Raw genomic sequence first — 19,351 nt, 5'->3', positions numbered from 1 at the left:
ATATTGCTCTGAAAGACTTATTTAGTTTTCGCTTCCGTTGCTTCAGGTTTAGCTTTGGTTGGTTTAGTATTTTCTTCTAATGGTTGAATATCAAGTAATTTAGCACGAATTTTTTCTTCAATCTCTATCGCAACATGTGGGTTTTCTTTCATGTAATTGCGCACATTTTCCTTGCCTTGGCCAATTTTAGCCCCTTGATAACTGTACCACGCGCCTGCTTTATCGATGATGTCGTTTTTAGAGCCTAAATCAATGATTTCACTTTCACGCGAAACCCCTTCACCGTACATAATGTCAAAAAAGACTTCTTTAAATGGTGGCGCAACTTTATTCTTCACCACTTTGACTTTGGTTTCATTACCAACAATTTCGTCTGCTCTCTTAATTGAACCAACACGACGAATATCTAAACGTACTGAAGCATAAAATTTCAGCGCATTACCACCAGTTGTGGTTTCAGGAGAGCCAAACATCACGCCAATTTTCATACGAATCTGGTTAATAAAAATCACTAAAGTGTTAAAGCGTTTAATATTGCCTGTCAATTTACGCAACGCTTGTGACATCAAACGTGCATGTAAACCCATGTGGGAATCGCCCATATCGCCTTCGACTTCTGCTTTTGGCGTTAACGCCGCAACTGAGTCAATCACGACTAAATCCACACCACCAGAACGCACCAACATATCAGTAATTTCTAAGGCTTCTTCGCCATTACTCGGCTGTGATAATAAAAGCTCATTGGTATCAACCCCTAATTTCTCTGCATAATTACGGTCTAGTGCATGTTCTGCATCAATAAATGCCGCTGTCCCGCCTTGTTTTTGAATTTCTGCAGCCACTTGCAAAGCAATCGTAGTTTTACCAGAAGATTCAGGCCCATAAATTTCAACAACACGACCTTTAGGTAAACCACCAATGCCTAATGCAATATCAAGACTTAAACTGCCTGTTGAAACGCTATCAATATCATGCACTAAAGCCACGTCACCCAAACGCATCACAGAGCCTTTGCCAAATTGTTTTTCAATCTGACCCAGTGCTGCACCTAGAGCTTTCTTTTTATCATCGTCCATTATTTATAACCTGAAAAAGTGAATGCTTAGTTTTCATTATCCCATAAATCCACATCTTTATACAAAGAGCTTTGAGGATAAAAATAATAATACAAGAAACGATTGATAATCTTTTTTAATTAAAAGGTAAGCTTTTTTATAAGGATTCAAAGCCAAATAAATAGCAGCTTAGTCCAATTTTTATGCTTGATTAGCAGCCTCTGCAACCGCGATTTCAACTTTTTTACGCCATGCCGTGACTTTTGCCATTAATTCATGAATATCAATACGGGTTAATGCTCTGGATTTTAATAAATGCTCGCCTGCAACCCACACATCAGTGACTTTATCGCGGCTGGTTGCGTATACAATTTGTGAAATCGGATCGTACATCGGCATGGTTTCAATGGTTTGCATATCTAATGCGACAATATCCGCAGATTTTCCCACTTCCAATGAGCCTGTCACATCATCAACTCCCAGTGCTTTTGCACCATTCAATGTGGCCATACGTAATGCTTGACGGGCTGGAATGCTGCTGGCATCACCACTGATTCCTTTTGATAATAAGGCGGCGGTACGCATTTCGCCTAACATATCTAAATCATTATTACTGGCTGTGCCATCTGTGCCTAAGGCGACATTGACTCCTGCTTTTAACAATTTATCCACAGGACAAAAACCGCTGGCCAGCTTTAAATTAGATTCAGGACAATGTACAACATGGGCTTGCTGCTTGGCTAATAACTCAATTTCATCTTGTTCCAGTTGAGTTGCATGGACATTTAATAATTGTGAATCGACTAAGCCTAATTTATGTAAACGGGCTAATGGGCGTTCACCATTATTTGTTAGAGCATCTTGGACTTCAAAAGCGGTTTCATGAACATGAATATGTATCGGTACTTGCCATTTATCCGCGAGTTGTTTGGCTTTGGATAATGGCTCATCAGATACGGTATAAGGCGCGTGAGGAGCTAAAGCAAATTTAATTAAAGGATTGTCCTGATTTTGTTCATATACGGTTTGAGCTTTTTGCAAATATTCATCTGCATTCTGTGCCCAAGCAGTTGGGAAATCCAGTACGATTAAGCCAATTGTGGCACGGACACCTGTTTTTTCAACCACTTTGACCATGGTATCAGGGAAGAAATACATATCATTGAAACAGGTCACACCCGCGCGTAACATTTCAGCAATTGCTAACTGAGTTCCATCAACAATGAATTCTGGACTCACACAAGCCGCTTCCGCTGGCCAAATATGTTGAGTTAGCCATTCATTCAGCGGCAAATCATCAGCAAAACCACGGAATAAGGTCATTGCTGCATGAGTATGGGTGTTAATCATCCCTGGCATTAACACATGGGTTGGCAAACGATACGTCATCCGCGCTAAAAATCGTCCTGCCGCCTCATCACTGGGTACAATATCCACAATTTTTCCATCTTGAATCGCAACCGCGTGATGGCTATAAACAGTATTATCAGGCTCGACAGGAATCACCCAGCCTGCGTAAATTAACGTATCAACTTTTTCCATTATTGTTTATCCAAATGTACTTTTAAATTCTGTAGGCTCTAAAGCTTAATCCGCTTGATTGTTTTGCAGTATACGCGATGCCGTTTAAAAATAGGTTTTAATGCGCGTCTTTTCGGGCTTTGGTATACATTTCATCTAATTCACGGCCAAACCCACCTGATAAGATAGGGAAACGACACCAAGTACGCGGGTCTAAATTCACATCATCTAAGTGAAAGCTCGGTGCATAACGTTCGCGCTTCCATTGGTTGCGACTCCATAAGCGGAAGAAACGTTCAACCCAAATTAACAATTGTTCTTCATTATAATCTGCATAGCGATGTTGTAATAAACAAAAGATTTCATACGGTGTTTGGCGGTCGCGAATTGCGGCTTTTTCAATCACATTGGCTAAATGATAAGGCATTAAATCATCTTCATCGGTTTGCAACATACTTTGAGGACGTAATTCAGCAGTGGGAGCTTGTTGATTTATCAATGATAAAGACGGAATCGGTTTTAAATGCATCGGCCCTTGTGATTCTAACCAACATAGCCAATGACGCAAGAAATGTTTATCAATTCCAGCAATAGGGCTGATAGAGCCTGCGGTATCACCATCCATGGTTGCATAACCGAGTGCGACTTCAGAACGGTTACTGGTCGCCAACAACAGTGCATTGTTAATATTGGCAATCATCCATACGCTGGGCGCACGACTACGGGCTTGAATATTTTGTAATGCAATATCATGCTGTTGCCAGTTTAAAGTTGTGCCAATGGCTTTTTCAATTATTTTGGTGTAACCATCAACCATGTCATCAATATTTAATTCTAAGTAATTCGCGCCTAAATTTTGGGCCAATGTTGAGGCAGCGCGTTGCGTGGTTTTCGTTGAATTTTTAGTGGCTTGATAGACGCAAGTCAATAAATCATGAGTGATGTCGGCGGAAGTGGTGGTGTTGGCTAATTCAATGGGGAGTTTAGCGCAAAAGCCCTTAACATCAAGTTCCAAACTGCCTAATTCCACCATCAAATGTACTAAGCAAGCAATCGCTGATGAGTCTGCACCCCCACTCAATGACAGCACAAAACCTTTGGCGCGACTTTTACGCAGATAATCAAATAAGCCTAAACTAACCGCACGGGTAAATTCTTCTTCTTTTAAATTAGGACTGTATTCCCATGATTTCAAAGGTACATTAGGCAGTTGAGGTATTTGCTGAGGATAATCAAAAGGTACAGAAACTAAAGTGTCTAAATTAGGTACAGATTCACTGGTTCGGGCTTGGGTCATGCGGGTTAAGTCTACATCAATCGAAGTGCTAATCACATATAAGTCTTCGAAGCTAAAACGTTTTCCTGTTGCAAGCAGTTGGCCTGCACTGGCGATTAAACTGTCACCATCGTAAATTGCACGCCCTGCTTCATTTCCGAGTAAATTAGTATAAACGTAACTGACGCTAAAAGCCCGCGAGCCTTCCAGTACAAACCGTTCTCGTACCACATGTTTATCAAAGGCAAAGTGGCTGGCACTGGGATTAAGGATAATATCCACCCCTTTTTGTGCGAGCTCAATACCGGGGCGGTTGGCAACCCAAGCTTCTTCACAAATTTCAAACCCAATTCGTACCCCGCCACAACTAAAGAAAATATCACCAATAGGATAGTTTTTGCCATCGATTTCTATTTCACTCCTCACGCCATGTGGCCAAGGATGAAACCAGCGTGGCTCATAATGGATGCCATCGCCCGCTAAAAAGCGTTTTGCAACAAAACCTGCAATTTCACCATTAGCCAGTAAACAAACAGTATTGTAAATCCGATTTTGTAAGGAAACAGGCAAGCCGACAGCAACGATTAAATCTTTGGTTTGAGAGGCAAGCTTAAGCAAAACTTGTTGAGATTGGGCAATTGTCGCAGGGGCTAAAAACATGTCTTCACAGCCATAGCCGCTGATACATAATTCAGGCAAGCATAGAATATTCACCTTTTGTTGACGGGCTTGAATGATGGCATTTTCAATATTTTTTTGATTATTATCCCAATCCAAAGGGGTTTGATTGAGCACACCTGCGCCGACTTGAATATATTTCATGAGCTTCTTTTAGTTATCTAGTTAACAATGAGCAGTTATCACCGCGATACTGTTTTATAGGACTATTGTAGTTGGACGATTCATAAAAGTCAGCTTAGCTGTGTTGCTATAGTCGTTTTATTTTAAAGTGATACAGGACTGGCAGTCCTCTATTTTGAAACTGATTGATATTTAAAGTATAAAAGGACTGCCAGTCCTCGCACTCAAGACAGAATTGACCATAGCAAATCAATCCAAGCAAGTGCTTATAATAATCAGATTTGAGGAAAGAGGCAAAGACTGTTTAAATCAGAATAAAAAATATTTTTTATTTTTAACAAGATGTTATGCAAATACTTGCTGCCTTTAAATTATGGATCAATATCAACATTTATCATTGCAAACGGTTTGAATTTATCTGCTCAAAATTTAAATAATACCCCGCTTTTTTCTTAGATTTTGAGGCTTAATTTAAAGTTAAAAGCCAATATTTAATCATGATATTATTGCTTGCAATCATAAAAATACCAATCAAACCTCACTCATAAAATAATAGCTAAAAGATATGAATAATATTAAATTTAGTGAACATTCAAGAGTTAAAATTCCCTGTATTTTGCATTTAACTCGGCTTGGTTACAGATATTTGTCTTTGAAAAATGCGACTTGGGAAACTGAAAATAATATTTTTACCGATATTTTTAAACACAGCATTGCCGCGATCAACCCCCACGCAACGCAACATGATGTCAGTCGTTTGTTAGAAAATGTGAAATTGATGCTGGATAATCAGGATTTAGGCAAGGCATTTTATAAGCGCTTGATTGATGAAAGTGCGGATTTAAAGCTGATTGATTTTGCTCAATTTGATAATAATCAATTTCATGTTGTGACCGAGTTAACTTATAAAAAAGGCGATGTTGAATTTAGACCTGACATCACGGTGCTGATTAATGGGATGCCATTGGTTTTTATAGAACTGAAGTCGCCTAATAATAAAGAGGGGATTGCAACAGAACAGGGCAGAATGCAGGTGCGTTGTGAAAATCCAAAATTTCGGCATTTTATTAATATCACTCAATGGATGTTATTTTCTAATAATATGCAGTATGACGATTCATCGCGATCAATCAATCAAGGGGCATTTTATGCCACCACTTCTCGCCATCGACCTGTTTTTAATTATTTCCGAGAAGAGCATGATTTATCTAGTGAATTACAGGCTTTATCTGATGAAACTGAAAATCACATTTTGCAAGATAACAATTTATTAGAAATTAAACATTCGCCTGAGTTTGCCACTAATAAATCTCCCGATACAGCCACCCATCAGCTTTGTAGCTCATTATTAAGCCGCGCCCGATTCGGTTTTTTATTGCGTTATGGTTTGGCTTATGTCGGTGATGCAATGGATTCAGAAAAACATATTATGCGTTATCCGCAGTTGTTTGCAACATTGGCGATTGAGCAGACATTGAAGCAAGGAAAGCGCAACGGCATTATCTGGCATACGCAGGGCAGTGGTAAAACAGCCTTGACATATTATAGTGTCGCTTATTTGACTGATTATTTTAGAAAACAACGAATTGTGCCTAAGTTTTATTTTATTGTTGATCGAATCGATTTGTTAAAACAAGCCACGATAGAATTTAAAAGCCGTGGTTTAACCGTGCACACTTGTGAGTCACAAGAGGCATTTGCAATCGAGATTAGATCAGCGGAGGCCAGTCATAACTTATTGGGTCAGCAAGAAATTACAGTGGTGAATATTCAGAAATTTAAAGATGATCCAAATGTAATACGCAACAATGATTATGACGTTAATATGCAGCGAATCTATTTTTTAGATGAAGTCCATCGCAGTTATAAACCCGAGGGCAGTTTTTTAGCTAATTTAATTCAATCAGACCCTCACGCTATTAAAATTGGTTTAACGGGTACGCCGTTGTTAGGTAATGAATATAATTCTAAATCTTTGTTTGGCGGTTATATTCATCAATATTATTACGATGCGTCGATTAAGGATGGTTACACCTTGCGTTTAATTCGTGAGGAAATCACTACCCAATATAAAATGTATTTGCAGCAGGCGTTACAGGATGCGGATGTATTAGAAAATAGCATTGAGCGTCAGAAAGTCTATGCACATCACCGCTTTGTTGAACCAATGTTAGATTATATTGTGGAGGATTTTGAACACAGTCGGATTCGATTTGATGATAATAGTATTGGTGGCATGGTGATCTGTAGTAGTTCGGAACAAGCAAAACAGATGTATGCGATTTTTAGTGAGAAATATGCTGTTAAGAAAACAAATCAAATTGCTGAAGCTTCTGCTAGTTACAATGTTATCAAGCGCATAGATAGCAAGGTTAAAACTGCGGCGTTGATTTTACATGATGAGAAGGAGCGAGAAGCAGATATTAAGGCTTTTAAACAAGGTGAGATAGATTTTATTTTTGTTTACAACATGTTGTTGACGGGATTTGATGCACCACGGTTGAAAAAATTATATTTAGGGCGGGTGATTAAAGAGCATAATTTATTGCAAGCATTGACTCGTGTTAATCGTACTTATCATCAATTTCGTTATGGTTATGTGGTGGATTTTGCGGATATTAGTCAGGAGTTTGATGCAACCAATCAAGCGTATTTAAAGGAATTGCAGGCGGAATTAGGCGATGAAATGATCCATTATTCCAATTTGTTTTTATCTTCGGATGAGGCGGCTGAAGAAATTGAACAAATTAAACAAGTTTTGGTACAGTTTGATACTGAGAATTTGGAAATTTTTTCACAGCAAATTGGGCAAATTCAAGACCCTGCACAGATGTATAAAGTGCAAAAAGCCTTGGGCAGTGCAAAGAGTTTGTATAATTTAATCCGTTTGCAGGGGCATGATGATTTATTGAATCGTTTGGATTTTCAGAAGCTTAAACCAATGTATTATGAGGCTTGCAATCGTTTGAGTGCTTTGAATTTACGTGAGGATGCTGCGGCAGGTTCAGCGGATTTGGTGAATGTGGCGGTGGAAGATGTGTTATTTTCATTTGTTAAAACGGGTGAGTCTGAGTTGGTATTGACGGATAAGCTCCACGGCGCGATGCGTAGCACTCGTGAAGCATTTGTACAAAATGTTGATCCTAAAGACCCTGAGTATGTGAAGTTGAAAGCGGCATTGGAGCGGTTGTTTCAGCAACAGAATTTAGCCGAAATGTCACAGGCGGATGCACAGCGTTATATTACGCATTTGCAGCAGTTACAAATACAGATTGATGATTTGAATCGCCGCGATAATTTATTGAAGGCAAAGTATGATGATGACCCAAAATATGTACGGGTGCATAAGCGTTTGTTGGAGCAGGTTGAAGAGCAGGAAAGCCATATTTTTGCCGCATTGCAAGGTGTGAAAGCATTGGCAGATGAACAAATAGTGAAAAATGCTAATATTTTGGATAATGAGAGTTATTTTGAACGTTTTATGACGCGGGTAATTGTCACTGAGTTTAAACAGCATACTGATTTAAAACATAATATTTACTTTGATATTAATCGTTTGCTGGTACAAGAGTATATGAAAGCGTTTCAGCAAGATTAGTACTTTGGTCACTCGAGTTAATAATTATAACTATACGACTAGTTACTACGCTGAGAGGCTGTAAAAGAACCACGTTTTTTCGATTTGGGATTGTGTAAAATCAACAACTTACGATCATTAAAATCGTTATTTTTGCAGTTCTTTTACAGCCTCTCAGCGTGGTAACTCAGCTTTGACGCTCTGCGTCATATAAAATTATTATTTTTTTAGATGTTGAATGAGTTCTATAAAACTGGTTTGGAATCTATAATTATAATATTTTCATCATTAAGACGCAGAGTGTCTAAGATGCATTCCAACGGAGACCGTTGGAACGAGAAAGCATGGTTATCACTTAGGTGGAGATATGCCAAATAGAGATAGCTTGTATGAACGCTAAATGTATCAGTTTAGATACTAATATCTTGGTTTATTAATAATTTTATTATTTACAGTATTTAGAGCAGTTGTGCTTCGGGAGTATAGGGATTGACCACATTTGATTTTCAGCAACAGTGCAAAGCATTGATTGATGATTTAAAAGGGATTTGTGCCGCTTATGGCTTGGGTAATGATGGGAATGAGTTCAAGATTATTACTCAGGTGTTTTTGTATAAGTTTTTGCATGATAAGTTTGCGTTTGAGGTGAAAAAAGCCCGACCTGAGATTGCTGAAAATTGGGCGCAGAACCTCTGTGAGTTGGATGCTGAGGCGTTGGATTTTTTGCAATATGAGTTACCGCCAAATACTGCGATTTTAAAGCCTTCTCATTTTATTTCTCATTTGTTTAATCAGCATAAAAATGCAAAGTTTGCTACGTTATTTGATGATAGTTTGCTTGAGATTGCGACTTTAAATAGTGCGCTTTTTTCTGTGCAAACCGAAGGCGGTGCGAAGGTGGTATTGTTTGATCGGGTCAGTGAGTATGTGACGGATGGCAGCAAGCGGGATGATTTTTGTGGGGCGATTATCAATAAGTTGGTTAAGTTGAGTTTTGAGCCGATTTTTGAGCAGAAGTATGATTTTTACGCGACGTTGTTTGAGTATTTGATTAAGGATTATAACAAGGACAGCGGCGGTAAGTATGCGGAATATTATACGCCTCATGCGGTTGCACGGATTATGGCGGCGATTTTAGTGCCTACGGATAAGCAGTTGTCGAGTATGACTTGTTATGATCCTTCGGCGGGTTCGGGTACGTTGTTGATGAATATTGCTCATGCGATTGGTGAAGAGCGTTGTACTTTGTATTCTCAGGATATTTCACAGAAGTCTTCGCATTTGTTGCGGTTGAATTTGATTTTAAATAATTTGGTGCTTTCAATTCCTAATATTATTCAGGGTAATACTTTGTTGCATCCGTTTCATAGAGGTAAAAAAGGGGCGTTGCAGCAGTTTGATTTTATTGTGTCGAATCCGCCGTTTAAGATGGATTTTAGTGATTTTCGGGAGAGTTTGGATACGGATGATAATAGGGCGCGATTTTTTGCGGGTTTGCCGAATATTCCGAAGGCTGCTAAGGATAAGATGGCGATTTATCAGTTGTTTTTGCAGCATATTTTGTTTTGTTTAAAGCCCAATGGTAAGGCGGCTGTGGTTGTGCCTACGGGGTTTATTACTGCACAGTCGGGGATTGATAAGAAGATTCGGCAGGCTTTGGTTGATGGGCAGATGTTGGCGGGTGTGGTGTCGATGCCGAGCAATATTTTTGCAACCACGGGTACGAATGTGTCGATTTTGTTTATTGATAAGGGTAAGCGTGGTGATGTGGTGTTGGTGGATGCGTCGAGTTTGGGTAAGAAGGTGAAGGAGGGCAAGAATCAGAAGACGGTATTGAGTGCGGATGAGGAGACGCGGATTGTTGAGGTGTTTAATCAGCAGCGGGCTGAGGATGATTTTTCGGTGGTGGTGTCGTATGAGGAGATTCAGGCGAAGAATTATAGTTTGAGTGCGGGGCAGTATTTTGAGGTGAAAATTGAGTATGTGGACATTACGCATGATGAGTTTGAGGCGAAAATGCAGGGTTTTACTCAGAATTTAACTCAGTTTTTTGCGGAGTCGAAAGAGCTTGAAACGGATATTTTGCAGCAGTTAAAGGGGCTGGGTTATGAGAAGTAATGAGTGGAAAAAATACTTAATTCAAGATGTGGGAAAAGTTATTACAGGGAGAACTCCAGCAGGTACTTTAGATGAGTATTTTGGAGGTAAAACTCTTTTTGTGACTCCAAGTGATATGAAGGAGCAAAAATATATAAAAAATACAGAACGGACACTTTCTATATTGGGTGAAGATAAAGTAAATAATATCATTTTTGAATGTGGGATTGTTGTTTCCTGTATAGGCTGGCAAATGGGGAAAGCTGCCATAGTTAGACAAAAAGCTGCAACTAATCAGCAAATAAATACAATAATTGTTGATAATTCTATAGCCAACATTGATTTTCTATATTATGTATTAAAATTAAAGCGAGAGGAAATATTTCAATTAGGCATAACTGCCACAAGAACACCAATTGTAAAAAAAACATTATTTGAAAAAATTCCTTTTTTTGCACCTAACTTAATAGAACAGAAAAAAATAGCCTCAATCTTATCTGCATTGGATGCGAAAATAGAACTCAACAACCGTATCAATGCTGAATTAGAAGCGATGGCGAAAACCTTGTATGACTATTGGTTTGTACAATTTGATTTCCCTGACCAAAACGGCAAACCTTATAAATCCTCTGGCGGAAAAATGGTTTATAACCCAACTTTAAAACGGGAAATTCCTGAGGGTTGGGAGGTTGGTCAACTGGGAGATTTGCTTGAATTACATTATGGAAAAAGCTTAAAACGTAGCGTGCGCTCTGGTTTTGGTTATCCTGTTGTTGGCTCTAGTGGAATAATTGGTTATCACTCTGAATACTTAATCAAAGCTCCAAGTATTGTGCTTGGTAGAAAAGGAACACTAGGACAAATCACATATTTATCAGAGAATTTTTTTCCTATTGATACAACTTATTATGTAAACCCAAAAATTAATATTGGGTTCTCATTTTTATATTACTTATTGCTTTCAATTGATTTTAAAAAAATGAATACTGATAGTGCAGTTCCCGGTTTAAACAGAGATAATGCTCTAGGCTATAAGATATTAATACCTCCTTTAAAATTAATTCAATCATTTGAAAAGTTTTCAAACACTATATTTACTAAAAAAGCACAAAAACAAAATCAACAACTAACACAACTGCGTGACTGGCTACTACCGATGCTGATGAATGGACAAATAAAAATCAAGAAATGAACTATATTTAATCTAAACTAAGCAGATAAAAAGGACACCACCATGCACAGCGTACAACTTGAAACCCATATTGATAAACAAGGACTTTTAAAATTACAATTACCTAACGAATGGGCAAACCAAGACGTTAACGTTATTCTTGTACTTGAAAAAAAAACAACGCCTGTTGCACCCCCAAAACAAGACCTATCATCTGCATTTGAACTACTAACCACTATGCCAGACGACTTTATGCAAGATGGGCGAGAAGACACACTACCGCAAGAACGTGAAGCCTTGCTATGAACCCAGACTACTTGCTTGATACCAACATCTGTATCTATATTTCCAAAAAACGCCCACCTGAAGTTTTCACACGATTTAAACAGCTCAAAACAGGTGATATTGCTATGTCCTTGATAACATATGGTGAACTCTATTATGGAGCGCAAAAAAGCCAATATCGAGAGACTGCCCAAAAAAATTAGCTGAACTCATTACCCTTATTCCCGTCATCATGCCAACTGAGCAAATGGCAACACAATATGGACATATTCGCGCAACGCTAGAACGTGCAGGTACACCCATTGGTAACAACGACTTATGGATTGCAGCCCACGCACTAGCCCTAGATGTCACACTAATATCTAATAACACCAAAGAATTTGAACGAGTGCCTCATTTGAAAATAGAAAATCGGGTTAAAAATAACACATAACCTAAAGCATAATAATGAACTCAACCAACTTCTGGAAACAAAAACAAGCCTGAGTTTAAGAGATTGAATTGGAAATATGAAGCGTGGAATATTTCAGCATTGACGGATGACGCTATTGCTGATCCATCCTACAGACTCTAGCTAATTACCTTAGCTCATAAATATTTTCTCGTACAAAATAATATAGTTAAGATAAAAAATGCTATTATATTGTTAAGTACTGGGAAGGGGCTTAAGAGTGTTATTAAGGTATGAAATTATTTAAGAAACAAAAAGATGGCAGCCACGCTGCTGTTAAGACAACTGACAAAAAAGCAGTTATTCCAACAAAGTTAACACCTTGGAAAGTGCTTATTGTCGATGATGAACGTGATGTCCGAGCAATGACAGAATTAGGCCTGAAAAACTTTGAATTTGCAGGGCGACCATTGCATATATTACATGCCAGCTCAGGATATGAAGCGCGTGAAATATTAAGCAAACAAGATGATATTGCAGTCATACTAGTTGATATTATGATGGAAACAGATGATGCAGGCTTGAATTTAATCAACTATATCCGTAACGAGCGGCAAGATAGTTTAATGCGGATAGTGGTGCGCACTGGGCAACCAGGAACGCACTTTGAAAAAACCGTGATTGAGCAATACGATATTGATGATTATAAAAATAAAGCTGAATTATGTGTTAATAAACTATATTTGACTATGAGGATGACACTTAAAGGCTATAGGGATTTACTTGCTTTAGAAGAAACCAATAGAAATTTAGAACTGAAAATACAAGAACGCACTCAGCAATTAGAACAACAAAATAAAGCCTTAATAGAACTCAATCAGGATAAAAATGAATTTTTAGGAATTGTGGCTCATGACTTAAAAAATCCATTACAAGCCATTCAAGGCTCAGCCGAACTGATTGAAATGGCATTAAAAACAGAATTGTTTGCAGCTAATGCGACAGAAGCACCAGAAGTGCTCGAATTTGCAAATATGATTAGTGTGAGTGCGGATCGTATGTCTAGTTTAATCATGAATTTATTGGATATGAATGCGATTGAAACAGGACAACTCAAAATTAATTTTGAGCAATTTGATATATATCCCATTTTAAAAAAAGTCGTTGATGAATACAGAAAAAAAGCCCAAATTAAGCATATTTCAATTGATTTTACAGCGCAATCTGAACCCTATTTAGCCTATACAGATACAAATATGTTGCATCAGATACTAGATAACATTATTTCCAATGCGGTTAAATACTCTCCTTTGAATAAACAGATTTTTGTTCGAATATTATCACAAACGCAGTCTATCCAAATTGAAATTCAAGATCAAGGACAAGGCTTGAGTGATAACGATCATGCCAATTTATTTGGTAAATATACTCGACTCAGTGCAAAACCAACTAATGATGAGCATTCAACAGGTTTAGGTTTATTTATTGTTAAAAAATTAGCTAAAGCTTTATATGGCGATATTTGTTGTAAAAGTACACTGGGACAAGGGGCTACATTTATTTTAACTATACCAAAACGGCCAACAGACGGATAACACTATTGCTTATCTATCCTACATGCTCTGATGAATGCGCAGAATGAGCCGCGCCAAGGACTGGCAATAAACATGAGAATGACCAGTCTAAGCTTGATATAGTCAATTCTGTCTTGAGGGACTGGCAGTCCTGAAATACTTTAAATATCAAATAGTTTTAAAATCTAGGACTGCCAGTCCTGTATCATCTTAAAATAAAATGACTATAAAACAACTACTCTGACTCTATTTTTTTCTCTATTTGTATATGCTTACCCAATTTCCGCATAACATAAGGGCGCATCGCATTACCCACACCCAAACTTAAACCCACCATATTCAACATAATCGACTGTGCAATCCCAAAACTTAACAAGAACGTACCGCCAATACTTAAAATGGCAGGCGTGACCATCAAAGCAAAACTTATATTCATATTAGAATTAAACTCTTTTGCCAACTCAAATAAGGCAGGCAAATGTTTTAAACCACTATCCATCAAAATAATCTGTGCAGTATCCGTCGCGACCGTTGACGCACCACTGAGAGAAATAGACACTTGGGCTTTTTTCAACGCAATCGAATCATTAATGCCATCACCGACATAACACACAAAACGCCCTTCATCCTGCAATTTACCAATCAATTCCGCTTTATTCTCGGGCAAAGTCTCAGCAAAATAATAATCAATCCCCAAATCACGGGCTAATTTACTGGTTGGTGTTTCACTATCACCTGAAATAATATAAGTGGTATCAATTTTAGTCTGTTGCTTTAACAACTCAATGATTTCTTTAGCTTCTGGACGTACCGTCGGCACAAGCTCAATCCCACCAATCAACTGTCCATTGACCGCAACCATGACGATGCTATGACCTTGCTCATAACTGAATGTTTGACGAGTTCGCATCGATTGAGAAATTTCAATGTTTTCCACTTCCATAAAACGCTGACTACCAACATGCACTTTGCGTCCATTGATTTGCACCGTCAAACCAAAGCCCAATTTATATTCACTTTCTTCTACCTTCGGAATCTCTAACTGATAAACATGATTAGCAGCATGGAGAACCGCCCGTGCAACAGGATGAGTTTGCTTATATTCGGCTGCCGCTGCATAAGCTAAAATTTCTAATTCAGTGTAATCATTACAGGTATAAATCTTACCCACATGCGGTTGTTCCTCAGTCAAAGTTCCTGTTTTATCAAACACTAAGGTATCAACTTTATTCAATAATTCCAAAGAACGCCCATCTTTAATTAAAATCCCATGTTCAGTAGCGATATTCAAATAATTCAATATGCTAATCGGCGCGATAATCATCATTTTATCTTTAGGATGCGAATTGACCGCCGCCAATGCACCACTAAACCCAACAATAGGCAATGCCACCGTTCCTGCAATCAAAGCAGGTTTGACCAAATGCAATGACAAAGATTCCGCACGCAATTGAGTAGAGGATTTAAAATCGATGGTATTGTTTAACACATTGATAATTTTAGCGACCGTGGCCTCTGAACCTGCTTTCTCAACTTTAATTCTAATATTGCCTGATAAAACGATAGTCGATGCAAATACTTTATCGCCTTTTTCCCTATCCACAGGTTGAGACTCACCCGTTAAAATATGCTGGTCAACATTGGCAATCCCATCAACCACCTCGCCATCGGCTGGAATCATTTCACCTGCATGTGCCACCACAATGTCATCCACCCGCAGCTTTTCAAATGGAATTTTGACTTCTACGCCATCCACTTCAATCCACACCACATTTGGCTGTTGGCTGAAGGATTCCATCAAATTTTGTTTTGATTCTTGAGTGACTTTTGCCACCAAACGCTCAGCGGAACGCATCATCAACATCGCTACACTGGCTGCAATAAAATAACCACCAACCAAACAGCCCGTCAATGTCAAAGCCAATAAGGTATCAACTGAGACTTTGCCCTCTTTTAACTGCTTAATAGTGTTGCGGAAAATTTTACGGCCGTTATAAGCCAGAAAAGGAACTGAGGCGATCCCCAAAACAGGATTAAATACACCACCAATTGCCAAACCTAAAGATGTGCCTGCCGACAGAATCCCAATATTATTTTCACGTTCAAATGCCCGACGCGCGACTAAAGCATCAGCACTTTGGTCATCCGTACCTTGGAATAAACGTTGTAAACGCGCGGTTGCCGCACTGTCTTTTTTAGCTTCTTTATCAATAACTTGAATTTCATTTTCAATCGTTGGCTTTGGGGCTTCGTCCTCAGCTTTGGCTACATCTTTCTCATATTCTTTATAGCCCACCAATAACACGCCACTGAGTGCTAATACTTCAATTATCATGTTAACCTCTTTAATTGCTTGGTCGTGATTAGCGCAATGTTGGTTTTATTTTTAATAATAACGCTTTGTTAAGAACGGCAATTGCCTAAGTCCAACTGAGTATATAGAGTCAAATAGCGCAGTATTTTCCACCAAATGCTCCAGCATAATTATTAGTTTGAAAAAGCGACAATTATATCTCGAATCGTTCAAACATTTGAGCTGGCCTTGTTAACTCACCTTACGTAAATAAAACAACTTTTCATTTTATGTAGGGTGGAATAGCGCAGCGTATTCCAGCAAAATATGCGATAGGCTTGGGATGGTGGAATACGGTGAGAGAGAGTTAATAACAACTAACATCAAAGGTGCATCTATTCCACTCTACTCTTTCAAACTTTTTTTCATTTTGCGTAACATGCGTTATTAAGCGGCCACTTCATTCAAAAATCCAATATTCGGATGTGCTTCATCATAGCCATCGAATTGATAACCGAATAACTCAATGTCATCTTTGAAATATTCTGCAACCATTTGTTTAGTCGTATCATCATAATAGGATTTGTAATCACTATGACGACTTTTATTTAAATGCGGCAGCGATGTGTCTAAATTTAAATGTTGGCAAGCCCGATTAAATCCTGTGGCTAAATCTTCAAAACGGCCAATATAATCAACCAATAAATTATTTTCATTATCGACAATCGCTTCTTTCTGGAATTTTGTGCCGCCTTTTGGATAAGGTTTTTTTGTATTCATCACCCAATTTAAATATTCTTCAAACGTCTCCATCGCCTTGATACGCTCATGATGAATATGCGTGGTTTCTTTCAAAATAAAATGACGCATTGATACTTGCCAATCCCACGGATTGCGCACAAAAGCAAATTTAAAATAATCATCAAACAGTTCTGACCCAAGCTCTTTTTTTACATCTTTAGCTTTGGCGTGTAATAGCGCAGATTTCCACATTTCATACATTGGATTAGGTTTGCCATTAACTTCTGCCGAAGGTCGAGCAATACGGAAATGGTTAGGCTCTTCGACATAAGGCTTCAATGCATTGCCAATACTGATGCCCGCAACCTTAGTAACATGAAAGAAAATAAATTTATGACTGTGAGAAATGAGCATATTGTTATCCTGTTTTTTGTTCTATAGGACTGGTAAGCTTATTAGTGCTCGTTCCCAAGTTTTACTTGGGAATGCCTGCTAGTAAAACTCCGCTTTGCGTAACTACAAACTGAGCTTGTGAAACAGGCATTACCAAACAGAGTTTGGTAACGAGAGACTTATTAAATTTAATCTGCTAACTTATTTTGTAAAAAACTGACCACTTCATCAATCGGAACATCTTGCGCACTTTCTTTGGCTTGGCGGTTTTGATATTCCATCACCCCTTTATCTAAACCTTTCTCACCAATCACTAAACGGTGTGGGATACCAATTAATTCCATATCCGCGAACATCACGCCAGCCCGCTCTTTGCGGTCATCAAACAACACATCAATACCCAAATTAGTTAAGGTTTGATACATATTTTCAGCAACGTCGCGTACCCGCTGAGATTTGTGCATATTCATCGGCAATATCGCAATACTGAATGGCGCAATCGATTGAGGCCAAATAATACCGCGATCATCATGGTTTTGTTCAATCGCAGAAGCCACCAAACGAGACACACCAATACCATAACAACCCATTGTTAATACAGTTGATTGGCCTTTTTCATCCAACACAGTCGCTTGCATTGCTTCACTGTATTTTGTGCCTAATTGGAAAATGTGACCCACTTCGATACCGCGTGCAATCTCTAATTTACCTTGACCATCTGGGCTTGGATCGCCTACTTCAACATTGCGAATATCCGCCACCTTAGGTGTTGGCAAATCACGCTCCCAGTTCACATCAACTAAATGCTGGTCATCTTTATTTGCACCACAAACAAAATCAGCCAAATATGCTGCGCTGCGATCCGCAATAATCGGAATATTCAAACCAACAGGGCCAATTGAACCAATATCACAACCCACTGTAGTTTTAATTTCCTCAGGCATTGCAAAGGTAAACGGTTCTGCTACTTCAGGTAATTTCTCGGCTTTAATTGGATTTAAGGTGTGATCTCCCCGAACAATCAAGGCAACTAAACTATTATCAACCCCTTTCACAATCAGGGTTTTAATGGTTTGACTTGGTTTGACTTTGAGGAATGTGCTGACTTCTTCAATCGTGTGTTGATTTGGCGTTGCAACCGCTGCGCTTAATTTGGATTGTGGGGCTGGGCGTTCACCTTCAGGGGCTAAGGCTTCGGCTAATTCGACGTTCGCAGCATATTGGCTGGTATCACTATATGCAATGGCATCTTCACCCGAGTCAGCTAAAACGTGAAACTCATGCGATGCACTACCACCGATATTGCCTGTATCTGCAAGTACAGGGCGGAATTTTAAGCCTAAGCGAGTAAAAATATTAGTATAGGTTTGAAACATCACGTCGTAAGTTTCTTGTAATGATGATTGTTCCAAATGGAAAGAGTACGCATCTTTCATCAAAAATTCACGCGCCCGCATCACACCGAAACGTGGGCGTACTTCATCACGGAATTTGGTTTGAATTTGGTAAAAATTAGCGGGCAATTGCTTGTAACTACGGATTTCACGGCGGATTAAATCGGTAATGATTTCTTCATGAGTAGGGCCAAAACAAAAATCACGTTCATGGCGATCGGTAATACGCAACAATTCTGAGCCATATTGTTCCCAACGTCCTGATTCTTGCCATAATTCAGCAGGTTGTACCGCAGGCATTAAGACTTCTTGTGCGCCAGATTTGTCCATTTCATCACGTACAATACCTTCCACTTTGCGTAATACACGTAAACCCAGTGGCAACCATGTGTATAAGCCGGCTGCCAGCCTGCGAATTAAACCCGCACGCAACATCAATTGATGGCTAATGACTTCGGCATCAGCAGGGGTTTCTTTTAAAGTGGATAGTAAAAAACGAGTTGTACGCATAAATATAGCCTTAAATATCGTTATACATTTTATAGGAGGATATAGGAGATGTATTTTACTGTAAATTGGCAATGTCGGCTAAGTTTTGAATATATTTTATGATTTAACGATATTTAGAGTGAGCCGATATAAATCTGCGAGTAATGTACGCACAAAGGTATTGTAATATTTACGTATTTAATCTTTTGAGCTGTTCTCTCACTTCCATCAATGCAAAACCGAGCAAATTTAAGCCTTGCCAATAATTAGGATTTTCAATATTGGGATCATCT

Annotated in this window: 13 protein-coding genes; 7 read left to right on the top strand and 6 right to left on the bottom strand. The window is 38.7% G+C overall.

The genetic code is table 11. From position 1 onward, the window contains the following. Positions 1-17 precede the first annotated feature (17 nt). The 3 genes from recA to nadE form a co-directional block, all read right to left on the bottom strand. The gene (gene recA, locus ABXH34_RS04815; protein WP_353570732.1) at positions 18-1,076 is read right to left on the bottom strand and encodes a recombinase RecA; all 1,059 of its coding nucleotides are present in this window, start codon (positions 1,074-1,076) and stop codon (positions 18-20) included. A 180-nt stretch (positions 1,077-1,256) separates the two neighbouring features. Continuing rightward, the gene (locus ABXH34_RS04810) at positions 1,257-2,597 is read right to left on the bottom strand and encodes a TRZ/ATZ family hydrolase (RefSeq protein ID WP_353570731.1); all 1,341 of its coding nucleotides are present in this window, start codon (positions 2,595-2,597) and stop codon (positions 1,257-1,259) included. 97 nt (positions 2,598-2,694) lie between these two features. After that, positions 2,695-4,674 carry an NAD(+) synthase gene (nadE, locus tag ABXH34_RS04805; RefSeq protein WP_353570730.1) on the bottom strand — a complete coding sequence of 660 codons (1,980 nt, stop codon included), beginning with the start codon at positions 4,672-4,674 and terminating at the stop codon, positions 2,695-2,697. 544 nt (positions 4,675-5,218) lie between these two features. Between nadE and ABXH34_RS04800 the strand changes: the two genes are divergently transcribed. From ABXH34_RS04800 to ABXH34_RS04770, 7 genes are all read left to right on the top strand, one after another. Next, positions 5,219-8,251: a type I restriction endonuclease subunit R gene (locus ABXH34_RS04800; protein WP_353570729.1), complete on the top strand. Its 3,033-nt coding sequence runs from the start codon at positions 5,219-5,221 to the stop codon at positions 8,249-8,251. Positions 8,252-8,719: 468 nt separating this feature from the next. Beyond that, on the top strand, positions 8,720-10,348 hold the full coding sequence (locus ABXH34_RS04795; protein ID WP_353570728.1) for an HsdM family class I SAM-dependent methyltransferase: 1,629 nt from the start codon (positions 8,720-8,722) through the stop codon (positions 10,346-10,348). After that, on the top strand, positions 10,338-11,519 hold the full coding sequence (locus ABXH34_RS04790; RefSeq protein WP_353570727.1) for a restriction endonuclease subunit S: 1,182 nt from the start codon (positions 10,338-10,340) through the stop codon (positions 11,517-11,519). Before ABXH34_RS04795 ends, ABXH34_RS04790 begins: the two co-directional genes overlap by 11 nt. A 42-nt stretch (positions 11,520-11,561) precedes the next feature. Further along, complete coding sequence (locus ABXH34_RS04785; RefSeq protein WP_353570726.1) at positions 11,562-11,804, top strand: AbrB/MazE/SpoVT family DNA-binding domain-containing protein; 243 nt, start codon at positions 11,562-11,564, stop codon at positions 11,802-11,804. Further along, entirely contained in the window at positions 11,801-11,986 is a 186-nt protein-coding gene (locus tag ABXH34_RS04780; protein WP_353570725.1) for a PIN domain-containing protein, read from the top strand. Before ABXH34_RS04785 ends, ABXH34_RS04780 begins: the two co-directional genes overlap by 4 nt. A 44-nt stretch (positions 11,987-12,030) precedes the next feature. Next, positions 12,031-12,216 (top strand): PIN domain-containing protein, encoded by a 186-nt coding sequence (locus tag ABXH34_RS04775; RefSeq protein WP_353570724.1) that lies wholly within the window; start codon positions 12,031-12,033, stop codon positions 12,214-12,216. Positions 12,217-12,467: 251 nt separating this feature from the next. Next, entirely contained in the window at positions 12,468-13,769 is a 1,302-nt protein-coding gene (locus ABXH34_RS04770) for an ATP-binding response regulator (protein ID WP_353570723.1), read from the top strand. A 214-nt stretch (positions 13,770-13,983) separates the two neighbouring features. Here ABXH34_RS04770 and ABXH34_RS04765 read toward each other — a convergent pair whose 3' ends face one another. The 3 genes from ABXH34_RS04765 to ABXH34_RS04755 form a co-directional block, all read right to left on the bottom strand. Continuing rightward, positions 13,984-16,083, bottom strand: a complete 2,100-nt coding sequence (locus ABXH34_RS04765) for a heavy metal translocating P-type ATPase (RefSeq protein WP_353570722.1) — start codon at positions 16,081-16,083, stop codon at positions 13,984-13,986. A 405-nt stretch (positions 16,084-16,488) separates the two neighbouring features. Further along, complete coding sequence (locus tag ABXH34_RS04760) at positions 16,489-17,196, bottom strand: sulfotransferase family 2 domain-containing protein (RefSeq protein ID WP_353570721.1); 708 nt, start codon at positions 17,194-17,196, stop codon at positions 16,489-16,491. Positions 17,197-17,363: 167 nt separating this feature from the next. Beyond that, positions 17,364-19,079, bottom strand: coding sequence for a proline--tRNA ligase (locus ABXH34_RS04755; protein ID WP_353570720.1), 1,716 nt, complete (start codon positions 19,077-19,079; stop codon positions 17,364-17,366). Positions 19,080-19,351 lie beyond the last annotated feature (272 nt).

Source organism: Candidatus Albibeggiatoa sp. nov. BB20, assembly GCA_016744725.1.
GTDB lineage: Bacteria > Pseudomonadota > Gammaproteobacteria > Beggiatoales > Beggiatoaceae > Albibeggiatoa.
Note: the sequence above shows the minus strand (reverse complement) of the source record. Positions and strands in the feature narration are given on the sequence as shown.